The sequence below is a fragment of the Paractinoplanes aksuensis genome, assembly GCF_024137025.1.
Taxonomy (GTDB): Bacteria; Actinomycetota; Actinomycetes; order Mycobacteriales; family Micromonosporaceae; genus Actinoplanes; species Actinoplanes aksuensis.
On the sequence record NZ_JAMYJR010000052.1, the window covers coordinates 81,410 to 95,304 of the forward strand.

Annotated in this window: 13 protein-coding genes; 6 read left to right on the plus strand and 7 right to left on the minus strand. The window is 71.0% G+C overall.

All coding sequences use genetic code 11. The annotated features are described in order from the left end of the window. Nucleotides 1-2: 2 nt before the first annotated feature. Nucleotides 3-905: an ABC transporter ATP-binding protein gene (locus tag M1L60_RS41010; RefSeq protein ID WP_253242991.1), complete on the minus strand. Its 903-nt coding sequence runs from the start codon at nt 903-905 to the stop codon at nt 3-5. Nucleotides 906-987: 82 nt separating this feature from the next. Next, nucleotides 988-2,196: a glycosyltransferase gene (locus M1L60_RS41015; protein ID WP_253242992.1), complete on the minus strand. Its 1,209-nt coding sequence runs from the start codon at nt 2,194-2,196 to the stop codon at nt 988-990. 118 nt (nt 2,197-2,314) lie between these two features. Between M1L60_RS41015 and M1L60_RS41020 the strand changes: the two genes are divergently transcribed. Beyond that, a complete protein-coding gene (locus tag M1L60_RS41020) occupies nt 2,315-2,764 on the plus strand; it encodes an SRPBCC family protein (RefSeq protein WP_308208616.1) in 450 nt (149 codons plus the stop codon). Here the strand turns inward: M1L60_RS41020 and M1L60_RS41025 are convergent. Beyond that, nucleotides 2,755-4,341, minus strand: coding sequence for a phytoene desaturase family protein (locus M1L60_RS41025; RefSeq protein ID WP_253242994.1), 1,587 nt, complete (start codon nt 4,339-4,341; stop codon nt 2,755-2,757). The genes M1L60_RS41020 and M1L60_RS41025 overlap by 10 nt on opposite strands. A 67-nt stretch (nt 4,342-4,408) precedes the next feature. On the opposite strand from M1L60_RS41025, the gene M1L60_RS41030 reads away from it, so the two are divergent. Continuing rightward, nucleotides 4,409-5,413 carry a YihY/virulence factor BrkB family protein gene (locus M1L60_RS41030; protein ID WP_253242995.1) on the plus strand — a complete coding sequence of 335 codons (1,005 nt, stop codon included), beginning with the start codon at nt 4,409-4,411 and terminating at the stop codon, nt 5,411-5,413. 40 nt (nt 5,414-5,453) lie between these two features. Beyond that, on the plus strand, nt 5,454-5,918 hold the full coding sequence (locus tag M1L60_RS41035; protein WP_253242996.1) for an SRPBCC family protein: 465 nt from the start codon (nt 5,454-5,456) through the stop codon (nt 5,916-5,918). Between the two features lie 39 nt (nt 5,919-5,957). On the opposite strand, the gene M1L60_RS41040 is transcribed toward M1L60_RS41035, so the two are convergent. Next, nucleotides 5,958-6,659, minus strand: coding sequence for a hypothetical protein (locus M1L60_RS41040; RefSeq protein ID WP_253242997.1), 702 nt, complete (start codon nt 6,657-6,659; stop codon nt 5,958-5,960). 97 nt (nt 6,660-6,756) lie between these two features. Here M1L60_RS41040 and M1L60_RS41045 point away from each other — a divergent pair, with 97 nt between their 5' ends. Further along, nucleotides 6,757-6,963 carry a hypothetical protein gene (locus tag M1L60_RS41045; RefSeq protein WP_251798891.1) on the plus strand — a complete coding sequence of 69 codons (207 nt, stop codon included), beginning with the start codon at nt 6,757-6,759 and terminating at the stop codon, nt 6,961-6,963. A 5-nt stretch (nt 6,964-6,968) separates the two neighbouring features. Here M1L60_RS41045 and M1L60_RS41050 read toward each other — a convergent pair whose 3' ends face one another. After that, the gene (locus tag M1L60_RS41050; protein WP_253242998.1) at nt 6,969-7,352 is read right to left on the minus strand and encodes a hypothetical protein; all 384 of its coding nucleotides are present in this window, start codon (nt 7,350-7,352) and stop codon (nt 6,969-6,971) included. A 91-nt stretch (nt 7,353-7,443) separates the two neighbouring features. On the opposite strand from M1L60_RS41050, the gene M1L60_RS41055 reads away from it, so the two are divergent. Then, nucleotides 7,444-7,800 (plus strand): DUF6401 family natural product biosynthesis protein, encoded by a 357-nt coding sequence (locus tag M1L60_RS41055; protein WP_253242999.1) that lies wholly within the window; start codon nt 7,444-7,446, stop codon nt 7,798-7,800. A 66-nt stretch (nt 7,801-7,866) separates the two neighbouring features. Here M1L60_RS41055 and M1L60_RS41060 read toward each other — a convergent pair whose 3' ends face one another. Then, a complete protein-coding gene (locus tag M1L60_RS41060) occupies nt 7,867-9,261 on the minus strand; it encodes an FAD-dependent monooxygenase (protein WP_253243000.1) in 1,395 nt (464 codons plus the stop codon). A gap of 394 nt (nt 9,262-9,655) precedes the next feature. Then, entirely contained in the window at nt 9,656-10,708 is a 1,053-nt protein-coding gene (locus tag M1L60_RS41065; protein ID WP_253243001.1) for a mechanosensitive ion channel family protein, read from the minus strand. An 814-nt stretch (nt 10,709-11,522) separates the two neighbouring features. Between M1L60_RS41065 and M1L60_RS41070 the strand changes: the two genes are divergently transcribed. Further along, nucleotides 11,523-13,673 carry an ATP-binding SpoIIE family protein phosphatase gene (locus M1L60_RS41070; protein WP_438862210.1) on the plus strand — a complete coding sequence of 717 codons (2,151 nt, stop codon included), beginning with the start codon at nt 11,523-11,525 and terminating at the stop codon, nt 13,671-13,673. Nucleotides 13,674-13,895: the final 222 nt, after the last annotated feature.

Below are 13,895 nucleotides of genomic sequence, written 5' to 3' on the forward strand. Positions count from 1 at the left end.
GATCACTCCTTCACGGACCGGCCGGTCAGCTGGACGAACGCGTCGTCCAGGCTGGCCTGCTCGATCCGCAGGTCGGCGGCGATGATCTCGTTGACGGCGAGCACGGAGGTGACGGCGTGCAGCAGGTTGCCGGTGCCGACGACCTCGATCTGGCTGCCGTGCCGGTGCACCTCGCGCACCTCGGGCCGGGCCCGCAGCAGGGCGTCGTCGATCGGGGCGGACGGGCGGAACCGGATCCGCTGCTCGGTGTCCATGCCGGCGATCAGCCCGGCCGGGGTGTCGAGCGCGACGACCTGGCCGCGGTCGATCACGGCGAGCCGGTCGCAGAGGCGCTCGGCCTCCTCCATGAAGTGGGTGACCAGCACGATCGTGACGCCGCTGGCCCGTACGCCCTCGATCAGGTCCCACGTGTCGCGGCGGGCCTGCGGGTCGAGCCCGGTGGTCAGCTCGTCCAGGATCGCGATCTTGGGGCTGCCGATCAGCGCCAGCGCGATCGAGAGGCGCTGTTTCTGACCCCCCGAGAGCTTCGCGTACGACGTCTTGAGCTTCTCGCCCAGGCCGAGCTCGCGGGTCAGGGCCCGCCAGTCGGCCGGCTCCGCATAGAAGGAGGAGTACAGATCGAGCGCCTCCCGGACGGTGAGCTTGTCCGGCAGGCCGCTCTCTTGCAGCTGCACCCCGACGTCGTTGCGCAGCGACCGGTCGCCGGGGTCGCGCCCCAGCACCCGGATCGTCCCGCCGTCGGCGGCACGCAGCCCTGATATGCACTCGACGGTGGTGGTCTTGCCGGCGCCGTTGGGACCGAGAATGCCGAAGATCTCGCCGGCTTCCACCGTGAACGAGACGTCCCGCACCGCAACCGTGTCCCCGTACGCCTTGCGCAGGTTACGGACCTCGATGACTGTCATGCATCGAGCGTCCCAAGAGGACCGGGGCCGGCGAATCGATCAGCTCGCTCCACCCCTCATCCACCAGTTGGTGGATGCGCCCCTACGCCATGGCTTCCTCGGTGGTGCTGCTCGGGCTCGCGCTGCTGGTCTTCCCGAGGCCGGTCACCGCCGAATAGACCGAGCCGACCTGGGCCGCCACCCGCTTCCACGAGTACGCCTGCCGGGCCCGGTCGAGCGCGGCCGTGGCGTACGCGAAGCGCCGCACCTTGTCGTTGACCAGCCGCCGCAGCGCCCCGCCGAGCGCCCGCGGGTCACGCGCCGGCACCAGGTCGCCGGTCAGGCCGTCGACCACCGTCTCGGTGAGCCCGCCCACCGCCGTCCCGATCACCGGCACGCCGCAGGCCATGGCCTCGAGCGCGGACGCCTCGAACTGCTCCTCCCAGGGGGCCGCGACCAGCAGGTCGGCCGAGCGGTACCAGCTCGGCATGTCCCGCGCGGGCACCCCGCCGATCAGCCGGAACCGGTCGGCCACCTGTAGCTTCTCGGCCAGCGCGCGCAGCTTGCGGGCGCCCGGGTCGGCGGTCAGCTGGTCGGCCGACGGGCCACCGACGACCACCACCTCGGCGTCGGGCACGTAGCGCATCGCCTGCAGCACGTCGCCGAAGCCCTTGCGCTCGACCAGCCGGCCCACCGAGAGGATGCGCGGGCGGTCGGGGTTGCGCTCGACGGCCGGGCCGTCGGGGGTGAAGCGGGCGCTGTCGACGCCGGCCGGCACCACGGTCAGCTGGGCCCGGGGCACCCCGATGCGGACCAGGCCCTGCAGCTCGTCCTGGCTCTGGGCGACGACCCGGTCGACGGCCCGGCCCAGGGCGCGCTCGTAGCCGGTCCGAGTCGGCTGCCCGTTCCCGGCCTGGATCTCGCCGAGCTCGTGGAACGACTGCACGACCGGGATGCCGAACGGGCGGGCGGCCGTGACGGCGGCGAGGCCACTGGTCCAGAAGTGGGCGTGGACGACCTCGGGCACCCAGGCCTGCGTACGCCAGATCTGCTCGAGCGACCGCGCGAACTCGCCCATGTGCGGCAGCAGCAGGTCGGGCGGCAGGAAGTGGGGCGGGCCGGCGGTCACGTGGACCACGCGCAGGCCGCCGGGCGTGGTGACCACCTCGGCCGTGGCCGGGTCGTCGCGCCGGGTGTACACGCACACCTCGTGACCGAGCTCGGCCAGAGCCGCGGACAGGCCGGCGACGTGGGTGTGCTGGCCGCCGTCACCCAGGGGGCTGGCGTGCTCGGAAATCATGGCGATGCGCACGAGGTCCCCTCCGTAGTGCAGTGGTTGCGCAGACGCTGATGCCCGACAGCCGGATCCGTAAACCTGGGCCCATCCGTTACGGCGTCTTGTCGCAGGGTATGTCCCGTGCGTGGCTACCGTGCAGCGAACCGTTCAAGCCCCGCCGGAGCGTGTCTTCGCCGTCCTCGCCGACGGCTGGACCTACAGCGACTGGGTGGTCGGCACCGTCCATATCCGCGACGTCGACGCGGCCTGGCCCGAGGTCGGCTCCCACCTGCACCACAAGGCCGGCCCGTGGCCGCTCTCCCTGCACGACAAGTCGACCGTGCTCGCCATGGAACCCGGCCGGCGCCTGCGCCTGAACGCGGGGCTGTGGCCGCTGGGTGCGGCGGTGGTCGACATCCACCTGGAACCCGAGGGTGCGAACGGCACCAAGGTCACCATTCACGAGGACTTCGAGCAGGGCCCGCTGCTGGCCGTGCGCAACAAGATCAACGACCTCGTGCTGCACCGCCGCAACATCGAGTCCCTGCGCCGCCTGGCCGACATCGCCGAGCGCGACCGGTCCAAGCACTTCGATCACCCGTAGATCAGCTTGTTCCCGGTGTTGATCACGCCGCGGTAGGCGTCACCGAGCAGGGCGCGGTCGCGGGCCAGGGCGGCCCGGGCCGCGTTGCTGCCGGGCGCGCCGTGCACACCGCCGCCCGGGTGGGCCGACGAGCTGGCCATGTACAGCCGGTCGACCGGGGTGTCGGCCCGGCCCAGGCCCGGGATCGGGCGCAGGAACAGCTGCTGGAACGCGGCCGCCGTGCCCCCGCCGAGGGCGCCGCCGACCAGCGACGGGTTCTCGTTCTGCATGTCGGCCGGGGAGTAGACGTTGCGGCCGACGACCTCTTGCTTGAAGCCGGGCGCGTGCTCCTCGACCACCGCCTCCATGCGCTCGACGTGGGCCGCGATCTCGTCCGGGTCCCACTGCGCGCGGTGCGGCAGGTGCGTGTACGACCACAGCGACTCGGTGCCCGCGGGCGAGTGCTCGGGGTCAGCCGTGGTCATCTGGCCCAGCAGCAGGAACGGGTGCTCCGGCACCTCGTCGGTGGCCAGCTTCGCCGCGTACCGGGTCAGGCCGTTCAAGTCGGCGCCCAGGTGCACGGTTCCGGCGCCGGCGGCGGCCGGGTTCTTCCAGGGCATCTTCCTGCGTACGGCCCAGTCGACCTTGACCGTCGCGCCGTCCCACCGGAAGTGGGCCAGATCCTCGACCAGCCGCGGCGGCAGCCAGCGCTCGCCGACCAGGTCGAGATAGAGGGCGGGCGCGGGCACGTCGGCGATCACGGCCCGGTAGGCGCGGTAGTCCTCACCGGCCGACCGCACGCCCAGGGCCTTGCCCCGGGCGATCAGCACCTTGTCGACAGGCGCGTCGTAGACGATCCGGCCGCCGCGCTGTTCGAGCCGGGCCACCAGCGCGTCGGTGATCCGCTGGGCGCCGCCGACCGGCACCGGCCAGCCGTACTGCTGACCCAGCATGGCCAGCAGCCAGCCGTACACGCCGCCGCCGGCCTCCTCGGGCGACAGGTCGGTGTGCAGCGCGCACCCGGCCATCAGCAGCGTGCCGCCATCGCCGGCGAACATCTCCGACCCCATTTCCCGTACGGAAAGAAGCAGCCGCCGGGCCAGCCGGAGCGCACCCCCGACGCGAAGCCGGCGGACCACGTCGACGCCGTGCCGCACCGGCGGGAACGGGGTCAGGATCGTGTTGAGCATGGCGTCGGAGACCGACAGCCACTCGTCGTACGCGTTCTTCCACTTCTGCCCGTCACCGGGGGCGAACGCCTCGAGCGACTCCATCGTGCGAGCCAGATCGCGGTTGATCGTGGCCGCCCGGCCGTCCGGGAACAGGTGGGTCAGCACGTCGGGGGCGTGGGTCCAGGTCAAGCCGTGCTCACCCAGGCCCAGGCCGCCCAGCACCGGCGAGGCGTACCCGAGGGGATAGAACGAACTGAAAAGATCACTGAGGTAGCCCGGCGCGGTCACGAAACCCGACCGCACGGCGCCGCCCGGCTGCGGGGACGCCTCGAGCACCAGCACCGACCACCCGGCGTCGGCCAGCAGGTTGGCCGCCACCAGCCCGTTGTGTCCCGCCCCGACCACGATCGCGTCCGCGCTCTGCATGACCACCCCCAGCGTTTGCCGCCCTCCGTGCCCGGGTAGCTGCCGTCAAAACATGTCAGGAGCCGGCATGGACACCGAGCCCACCGTCGACCGGGAGTCCGAGGCGCTTGCCGACGAGGTTACGCCGCGACCCGTGCCCCTCAAGCTCCGTCAGCTCCGCTGGCGCAGCTGGCGCTCGGTGCTGTGGCGCAGCGTGGCCGGCTACGTCGAGGACGACTGCTCCGACTACGCCGCCGCGATGACCTATCAGACGTTCACCGCGCTGATCCCGTCCCTGGTCGTCATCGTCGCCCTGATCAACCTGGTCACCGACGGCTCGGCCGTGCTCACCGGCACCATCGGCATCCTGCGCGACCTCGGCGTCGGCTCGGTGGTCGACAACGAGGGCCTGGTCTCGGTCGTGCAGACGCTGCTCGTGCAGCAGAGCTCGGCCAAGGTGCTGCTCGGCTTCGGCCTGCTGCTCGCGCTGTGGTCGGCCTCGGGCTACGTGTCCACGTTCTCGCGGGCGTCCAACCGTATCTACGGCGTCCAGGAGGGCCGCTCCTGGTGGAAGCTGCAGCTGCTCGAGATCCTGCTGGCCGCCGTGGCCCTGGTGCTGCTGGCCTCGATCGGGGCCGGCCTGATCATCAGCGGCCCCCTGGTCGACGCCGTCGGCAACGCGCTCGGGGCCAGCGACACGGTCCGGCAGCTGTGGTCGGTCGGGCGCTGGCCGGTGCTGGTCGCCGTGGCCACGCTGGTGCTCTCGCTGCTGTTCTGGATCGCCCCCAACGTCAAGCAGCCACGGTTCCGCTGGCTCACCGTGGGCGGGGCGGTCTCGCTGTTCGTGTGGAGCATCGCGTCGTTCGGCTTCGGCCTCTACGTGGCCAACTTCGGGTCGTACAACCGCACCTACGGCAGCCTGGGCGCGATCATGGCGTTCCTCGTCTGGATCTATTTGTCGAACATCGCCGTCCTGCTCGGGGTGCAGGTCAACGCCGAGGTGCAGCGGGCCCGGCTGCGCCAGGCCGGGGACGAGAACCCGAAAACTCCGCTGGCTCCTCGTTTAGCCCCGGCCGACCCGGGCACCACTTAGTGCGTAAGGCGGGGTAACAAAATAGAAGGAGTTCACAGTCGTGAGTACCGTGACCGAGTCCGTTGACGTCGACGTTCCCGTGCGCACCGCGTACAACCAGTGGACCCAGTTCGAGGAGTTCCCCCGGTTCATGGAGGGCGTGCAGGAGATCCGTCAGCTCGACGCGACCCACACGCACTGGAAGACCGAGATCGCCGGGGTCAAGCGCGAGTTCGACGCCGAGATCACTGAGCAGCTGCCGGACGAGCGGGTGGCCTGGAAGTCGACCGAGGGTGAGAAGCAGGCCGGCGTGGTCACCTTCCACCGTCTGGACGACACCAAGACCCGGGTGACCGTGCAGATGGACTTCGACCCGGAGGGCTTCGTCGAGAACGTCGGCGACAAGCTGGGCATCGTCGACCGCCGGGTCAAGGGCGACCTCAAGCGGTTCAAGGAGTACATCGAGCAGCGTGGCGGCGTCGAGACCGGCGCCTGGCGCGGCGAGGTTGATCGCCCCGGCGTCTGACGTCAGGGGTTCCTCCCAAGGGAAAAGCGGCCGCCCGGTTCACCGGGCGGCCGTTTCCGCTCTCGTGAGGCTCAGCAGACCGACCGGCGCCCGGACGCGCAGCCAGTAGCGGTCGCGGGCGGTGGGCCAGATCGCCGGGGCCAGGGCCGTGGCCGGCGGCAACTGCTCGTCGGCCGTCCACGGCGTCAGCGCCGAGCCCACTCCCCCGGCCAGATACAGGCGCAGCGGCGTAGATCGCGGGGCTGTGACACTGAGCGTGCCGACACTGCCGGTGAAGGTGAGCGGGACGGTGCCCCCGGGCTCCGGCAGGCGCAACTCGATCAGACCGGCCGTGCCCAGGTCGAGGCGGGTGATCCGGCCCCGGCTCAGGTCGAATCGCTGCTCGCCGGCCCCGGCCGGGAAGCGCAGATCCCACCGTACGGTGCGATTGAGTACGATCCTGACCTCGTCCGGCCCTTTCCCACCGGTCGGCAGCAGCCCCAGCCGCACCAGCCCGCCTCGCCGGACGACCCGCGGTTTCAGTCCGGAACCGGCGGGCGTGGTGATGCGGTAGAGCAGTCCCGGAAGGTTCGCCAGCACCACGTGGACGCGCGAGGACGCATCGGGCACGAAAAGTCGCGCGCTTGCACGGTTCTGCAACGGCCCGGTCACCGTGTGCTCGCGCGCCTCCGGCAACGCGGTGGTCCCAGTCTTCTCACAACCCGTGATCGCCAGCGCGCCGACCAGCAGCAATGCGATCATTGAGCGGTGGCGACGCAAGCCTGAGGGCACTATCGGACAACGGAGAATCGGCCGAACGGGTGACGGCGATCCGCCCGGTGCGAGCAAGACTGTCCGAATGCGTTCTGCCGGATTCCTCACCGATCGTCAGCGTCGCCTCGCCTGGATGGGCTTTCTGCTCGCCGCTTTCCAGGCCCCACTGGCCGCGAATCTGATCGACGACGCCTCCTGGCTCTTCGCCGTGGTCGTGGCCATGGTCGTCGCCACCGTGATCCTCGCCGACGACGCCCAGCGCCGTCGTCCGGCTCAGGCCGAGGCGGAATAGCTTCTTCAGCCGGCCTCGTGCCCCGGCTTGCCGTGGGTGCGCCGTTGCTCCTTGAGAGCCGCCTCGTGCAGGTGCCGGCGCCCGTCGGCCAGCTCCTCGCGGGCTTCACGCTCGACCGTACGGAAGAAGCTCCAGTACGTGTCGTCGTACTCCTCGATGATCTGGAACGTCCAGTGACCCGGGATGACGTTGCGGCCGATCAGGTCCTGCTGGATCCGGTCGGCCATCGCGTCGTGGCCGGCCTTACGGAACAGCGCCACCGCCTCGTCCAGCTCGAAATCGGCCTTGCCGGTGAGCTGATGGAACGAGAGCAGGTGCCCGCGGGCCCGCTCGGTGGTCTCCAGGGCCGAGCTGAGCTTGCCCAGCGCCTCGACGGTCGTGTCGTCCATGCCGCTCTTCTTTCCCCGCCGGAAAAGCTTCAACCGAGCTGCACCCGCACGAAGAACCGTCAGCTACCCGTGGCTTCTTAATGTTCTTCTCATGAATGGCCTGTTCAGCGGCGCTGCCGCCCGTGCTGCCCACCGTTCCGCCCACGCCAGCCTGACCGAGCTGCACGACACCGTCGGTGCCGGCCTCGACCAGGCCGACGCCAACCCCGGTCTGATGGCCCTGATCGACCAGCACACCGCGGGCATCCGCGACAGCCTGTCGTCGGACGTCCGCCCGCTCACCGCGGTGCTGCTCGCCGCGTACGCCGAGGGCGTGCGCGACGCCGCCTTCACGCACGGCTGGCGCCCGCCGGCCGGCGAGATCGACTGGACCGCCAACGACTGGGTCCTGCGCCGCCTGCTGGCGGTGTGCGCCCTCGCCCGCACCCTGCCCCAGCCCGCCGCCTGACCAGTTTGCCCGCTCGCTGAACGACCTTTCATGCGAAGGCCGGTGCCGTTGTGGCACCGGCCTTCCTCATGTCCGGCTTTCCTCCCCGAACCAGCGCCTGAGCTGCTCTTCCAGATCGTCGGAGTCGCCGGCCCACGCGATATGGCCGTCCGGCCGGAGCAGAACGGCCTGGTCCGCTTCTACGTGATCAACACGGTCCGCCCACCCCTGCGCCTTTCTCGGACCCGTGATCAACCCGCGCCCGCCGCGCATGTGCTCGTACAAGCGGCCCTGCTTCACCGGTACGTCCTTCTGCCGCCGCCCGATCCGGTCGTCCGCCGAGCCGAAGTCGTACCGGACACCGATCCCGGTCAGCTTCTCGACCAGATACCGATTCACGTCCTCGAAGTCCATCAACTCGGCGAACAGCCGCCGCACCGCCTGCGGCCCAGGAGCGGTGTCCATGAGCGCCATCTGCGCCCGCGTGTTGTTGACGACGTCCTCGGCCACCGGCCGGCGCTCGGCCTCGTACGTGTCGAGCAACCCCAGCGGCGCCCAGCCCGCGATCTCGGCGGCGAGCTTCCAGCCCAGGTTGAACGCGTCCTGCAGCCCCAGGTTGAGCCCCTGCCCGCCCGTCGGCGGATGCACGTGGGCCGCGTCCCCGGCCAGGAACACCCGCCCCGCCCGATAACGGTCGGCCAGCCGGCTGGCGTCCCCGAACCGCGACAACCACCGCGGCGAGTGCACCCCGAGATCGGTGCCGGCCACGGCCCGCAATTGCTCCCGGAAGTCCTCGATCGTCGGCGGGGCGGCCCGGTCCTCGGACACACCCGCCGCCGGCACGACCACCCGGTAGACCCCGTCCCCGATCGGCCCGACCCCGAACCGCTTCTCGGTCTCGCGGACCCGCGCCGTGACCGCGGCCATCTCGTCCACGGACGCGGTCGCTTCCATCTCGCCGAGCAGGGTCTCAACCCGGGCCGGCTCACCCGGAAAGCCGACGCCGGCCAGCTTGCGCACGGTGCTGCGCCCGCCGTCACAACCGACCAGAAAGGAGGCACGCTCCTCACCCGCGCTGGTCACGACGGTCACCCCGTAGTCGTCCTGAGTGAACGAAAGCACCTCACAGCCCCGGCGGATCTCGGCCCCGGCCGCGGCGGCATGCTCGGCCAGCAGCCGATCGGTAACGGTCTGCGGAATCCCGAGAACGTAGGCATGCTCACTGTCGAGGTGAGGCGCGGGCTTGTCGATCCCCGCGAAGAAACCACCCACCGGATGCTGCCGCCCATGCGCGAGGAACTGCTCCAACAGGCCCCGCTGATCCATGATCTCGATGCTGCGCACATGAAGCCCCAAGGACCGCACAAACAGTGGTGGCTCAACATCCTTTTCCACCACCAGCACCCGTACGCCGTGCAGCCGCAACTCCGCCGCCAGCATCATCCCGGTCGGCCCACCCCCGGCAATGACCACGTCGAACATGTCACTCCATCCCAGCGCCTACACCCAAGCGCGCCGCCGCCGCGCCGCCGCTCGCCGCCGCTCGCCCGTCGTGTCGCTCGCGGTCGCCGGCGCGGGTCGCCATCCGTCGCCGCCCGCCATCGCCCGTTCGCGGCGCTCGCCGCCGTCTGTCGTCGTGCCGCGCACCGAGCCCTCAGCCATCGTCACCGGCGGTTCGACAGTCGCTGTTCGACCAAGTTCGCACAGATCACGGCCCGTGACCGAGCCATTCTGCGCCTCTGGGCGGCCCTTGCCGCAAGCCCTGTGTCGCGCTATATGTTGAAGCAGGCAGGGAGCGAATTAGCGTCCTTGCCTATTTCTTTGCCCGCTCTGAGGCCATCGAACGGGGCTCGCTCGGCCAACACAAGCTCGCCCCCTACGCGCTCGGCTTGCCTCGGCGCTGTTCCCCCGCCGATTTTTCGGTGCGAGTGGCGGGTGGGATCACCTGGGTGCTCTCGGTGTCCTCGGTGCCGCTGCCGATGAGGATGATGTCGTTCGAGCCGGGGTTGACGATCGTTGTGCCGCCGGCGGCCGTGGTGATGACGGCGACTGTCTCGTCGGCGCCGGACTCGTGGCGGGGCGGGGGAATCACCTGGGTCTCGTCGGTGTGCACACCCTCGTCCGCGGCGTGGATGTCGAGCCGGGTGGCTTCGATCGCGGGCCCGGAATGTCCGGCTCCGTGATGACCGGCTCCAGAACCACCGGCTCTCGAGTGGCCGGCTCCGGGGACGTACTCCGGGCGGGCGGCCAAGTGGTCGCGCAGGGTGGTCGATTCCGTGGCGGCGCGGGTCAGCCAGGACTCCCAGCGGGACTGCATCGGGCGCACCAAGCCGCCGCCCACGCCGACGATCAGTACGCCGGCCACTGTGGCCAGAACGGCGATCAGCACCGGGCGGGTGACCGCGGCAGCGACCCGGATCTGGTCCAGGGCGGCGATCACGCCCAGCGCGACGATGAAGATCGAGACACCCCGGGCCACGAACCGGCCGTACGGCAGGCCGCTCAGCGCGCCCTCGACCAGGTCCTCGGCGGCGCGGGCGATCGTGGCCGCCACGACCACCAGGACGATCGCCACCAGCAGCCGCGGCAGCCAGCCGATCAGGTCGGTGAGCAGCGCGCTGACCGGGTTGGGGCCCCACAGGCCGAACGCGAGCTGGGCGGCGAAGATCAGGACCGTGCAGAAGACGAGTTTGCCGCCGAGCTCGCTCGGCGTGGTGCGGCCGGGGGTGAACAGGCGCCCGGCCGCTCCCCGGGTCACGGCAGCGTCCAGGCCGGCCTTGTGCAGGACCCGGGTCACCGCCACGCGCAGCAGACGGGCCACCAGCCAGCCGACCAGCAGGATGGCCACCGAGGCCAGCGCGGCCGGCACGACCAGCATCACCGACCGCCACATGTCGCTGAGGCCCCGGCCCAGCCCGTCCCCGGTCATCGTGCGCTCCCGCCCTCGGATACGGGCCGGTCCGCTGCCGACCCGAGGAGGGAACGACCGAACTACCTATTCGTCACGACCCACCCATTCCGGGAGGCCCGCACAAGCAGGACGAACGGAAGCGGCCAACGCGGAAGCAACCAGCGCGGGAAACAGCCGGCACGGCATGGTGAGCGTGACCGGCGGCTGCGACGAGCAACTGGCGGGCGGCAGGGCCGGCGAGGGCGCATCGGGCCGCGGCCTCTGAGTCACGCCCGCCAGTGCGGCTGAAGACCGGGCAAGTCGCAGCCGGGAGAGCGCAGGGGGCGAGGTTCATCGGCTATGCGCTACCGGCGTTGGACCGGGTCCGCGTCGGCGGTCGGGGTGCCGGGGCGCACCCAGGCCGGTTCGGTGGCCGTCGGTGGGGCGGGGACCACGCGTACGGAGGATGGTGCGAAAGATGGCAAAGCCGGGCGCAACGCGGTGTAGCCCCCCGCCCCGGCCAGAAACACGGCCACAGCGACAGCCGCGAGGCGACGGCCAGGCACCGGCCGCGGAGCAGCGGGCGGCGGCGTGACCGCAAGGTCGATCAACGGACCACGTTGAGCCGGGATACGCGGGTGGTGCACGGGCGACAGCAAGCGATCCTCGGACACGGACAACACCCTAAGTGACGACATCGCCCTCACGCCAGGTCAAGGCATCCAGAAACCGCTACCTAGAGTGATAACTCACCGAGTACGTACGAGTGGGATCAGGGGGTCGTACCGTCAAGAATCGGACGGTTGGCCGGTGCGGCATCGTCCGAATGGCCGAGTCGGGCTACTCTTTGGTCATGGCCGGGACGGGTGGGGTGAGCCGAGTGATGCGCGCCCTGCCTGCGCAGGCCGCGGCCGCTCCGCCGAGTCGCCCGAGCTGCGCCGATCTGGTCGGCGGGCGCGACTGGGGCGGCACCGAGCTCGGCCCCCGCGACCACTGGGACCCGGCCGTCTCGGCGACCGTCGAGCTGGTGCTCTCGTCGCCGATGCCCATGGTCTACGCCCACGGTGACGGCTTCCTGCTGATCTACAACGACGCGTACGCCGATCTGATCGGCACCCTGCACCCGGCCGCGCTGGGCCAGCCCGCGGGCGAGGTCTTCGGCGACCTGTGGGAGTCGCGCGGTTTCGGCGGTGTCGTCGGCGAGGTCTACCGCAGCGGCCGGCCCCGCCTCGAGCCCGAGACCCAGCTGACCGTCGTCCGCCACTCGCACAACCGGCCCGAGCAGGCCTTCTTCACGCGCGGCCACTCGGTCGTGCGCGATCTGCGAGGAAATGTCGCCGGCGTGCTCACGATCGCCGCCGAGACGACCCAGGTCACCCGGCGGCTGCAGAATCTCAGCGACCTCACCTCCCGGCTGGCCGGCGCGCTCACCGTCGACGACGTGGCCCGGGTCGTGCTCGGGTACGCGATGAGCTCGTTCGACGTCGATCACTGCGCGTTCGCCGTCGACGACGGTGGGGCCTACCGCTATGTGCGGCGCATCCGGGGCGAGATGCTCGACGAGGCCGACGAGCGGCTGCCCCCGGTGTGGAAGAGGCTGCCCAACGACCCGCGCGCCCCGATAGTGGCTGCCGCCCGCACCGGGCAGGCCACGTTCGAGGGCGACGGCGAGCCGTTGCAGGCGGTCGCGGCCGACCGGCACGAGCGGCGCATCCGGGCCCTGGCCACGCTGCCGTTGCGCACTCCGCTGCTCAGCGGCGCGCTGACCATCGGCTACCGCGAGGCCCACCGCTGGCTACCGGCCGAGCGGGCGCTGCTCGACGCGGCGGCCCAGCTGGTGGCCCAGGCGGCCGAGCGGGCCCGCCGTTTCGAGGCCCAGCACGGCACGGCCCAGCTGCTGCAGCGCAGCATGCTGCCCGAACACCTGCCCGAGCTTGAAACGTTCCGCATCGCCGCCCGCTACGACGTCGGGGTCGACGGCAACGCGGCCGGTGGCGACTTCTACGACGCGTTCCGGCTGCTCGACGGGCGGCTGGCCATGGTGCTGGGCGACGTGGCGGGGCACGACGTGCGGGCGGCGGCGGTGATGGGCCAGGTGCGGGCCGCGCTGCGGGCCATGGCGCTGACCGATCCGGCCCCGCCGAGCGTGCTGGCCGGGCTCGACCGGCTGGTCGGGTCGCTGGGCGCCGAGTCGCGCAACGAAGAGATCTTCGTGACCGTCGTCTACGGGGTGCTCGACCCCTCGGACGGCACGATCACGCTGGCCAGCGCGGGCCACCCGCCGCCGGTGCTGCGCCGGGCCGGGCAGGGTGGCGAGGCGCCGACGGCCGAGCTGGTCAAGGTGCCGCCGGGCGCTCCGCTGGGCCTGGGCGGGCGCTGGCAGACCGGTCAGGTGCGGCTCGAGCCGGGCGACACGATCCTGATGTTCAGCGACGGCGTGGTCGAGCGCCGCGGGCACGCCCTCACCGAAGGGCTGGACGCGCTGGTGGCGGCGGTCGCGGGGGCGACCGGGGGCGACCCGCGCAACCTGTGCTCGCTGGCCACGTCGGCGGTGGCCGGTTCGACCGACGACGACGTGGCGGTGCTCGCGGTCGAGCACGCGATGGCCATGAGCCGATCCGACACGATGCAGGTGCCGGCCGAACCGACGGGCCCGAGCCGCGTACGCCAATGGATGACCACCCGCCTGCGGGAGTGGTCGGTTCCGGAGCCGGTGATCGGCGCGGCCATCCTGTGCACGAGCGAGCTCACGACCAACGCGCTGCTGCACGCGGGCACACCGGCGCGGGTCCACATCGACCTGAACGCCGAGCGGTTGCTGGTCTCGGTGGCCGACGAGGGCACGCGAGGCACGGTTATCCGGGCCCACGCCGACACGATGAGCAGCCGCGGGCGCGGGCTCGGCCTGATCGAGGAACTGAGCGACTCGTGGGGCACCGATCCGACCGTGCGCGGCACCACGGTGTGGTTCGAGATGCTCATTCCCCACACGACAACTGATTGATCGCGGTAACTGGGTGCGCTCCCAGTACCGGCAACAACTTGAACCGTTAACTCTGACGTGACACGCAACCTACAGGCAGTCACTTTAGGTAGCGAAAAGCTCCTCCAAAGCGGACATTGAACCCCAGGGTAGTGACGGCGCGTATAGATTGCCGTAGAGTGATCGTCATTCGGGGACGTCCACGTTGGAGTGCTATATGCGGATCAGGGGCTTTGCGCCGTC

Excerpts from the sequence above, each read along its gene's own strand:
- M1L60_RS41050 (WP_253242998.1), bottom strand. The coding sequence starts at position 7,352 with ATGGACGACACGACCGTCGAGGCGCTGGGCAAGCTCAGCTCGGCCCTG.
- M1L60_RS41040 (WP_253242997.1), bottom strand. The coding sequence starts at position 6,659 with ATGATCGCATTGCTGCTGGTCGGCGCGCTGGCGATCACGGGTTGTGAG.
- M1L60_RS41045 (WP_251798891.1), top strand. The coding sequence starts at position 6,757 with ATGCGTTCTGCCGGATTCCTCACCGATCGTCAGCGTCGCCTCGCCTGG.
- M1L60_RS41055 (WP_253242999.1), top strand. The coding sequence starts at position 7,444 with ATGAATGGCCTGTTCAGCGGCGCTGCCGCCCGTGCTGCCCACCGTTCC.
- M1L60_RS41025 (WP_253242994.1), bottom strand. The coding sequence starts at position 4,341 with ATGCAGAGCGCGGACGCGATCGTGGTCGGGGCGGGACACAACGGGCTG.
- M1L60_RS41060 (WP_253243000.1), bottom strand. The coding sequence starts at position 9,261 with ATGTTCGACGTGGTCATTGCCGGGGGTGGGCCGACCGGGATGATGCTG.
- M1L60_RS41030 (WP_253242995.1), top strand. The coding sequence starts at position 4,409 with ATGGACACCGAGCCCACCGTCGACCGGGAGTCCGAGGCGCTTGCCGAC.
- M1L60_RS41010 (WP_253242991.1), bottom strand. The coding sequence starts at position 905 with ATGACAGTCATCGAGGTCCGTAACCTGCGCAAGGCGTACGGGGACACG.
- M1L60_RS41065 (WP_253243001.1), bottom strand. The coding sequence starts at position 10,708 with ATGACCGGGGACGGGCTGGGCCGGGGCCTCAGCGACATGTGGCGGTCG.
- M1L60_RS41070 (WP_438862210.1), top strand. The coding sequence starts at position 11,523 with ATGGCCGGGACGGGTGGGGTGAGCCGAGTGATGCGCGCCCTGCCTGCG.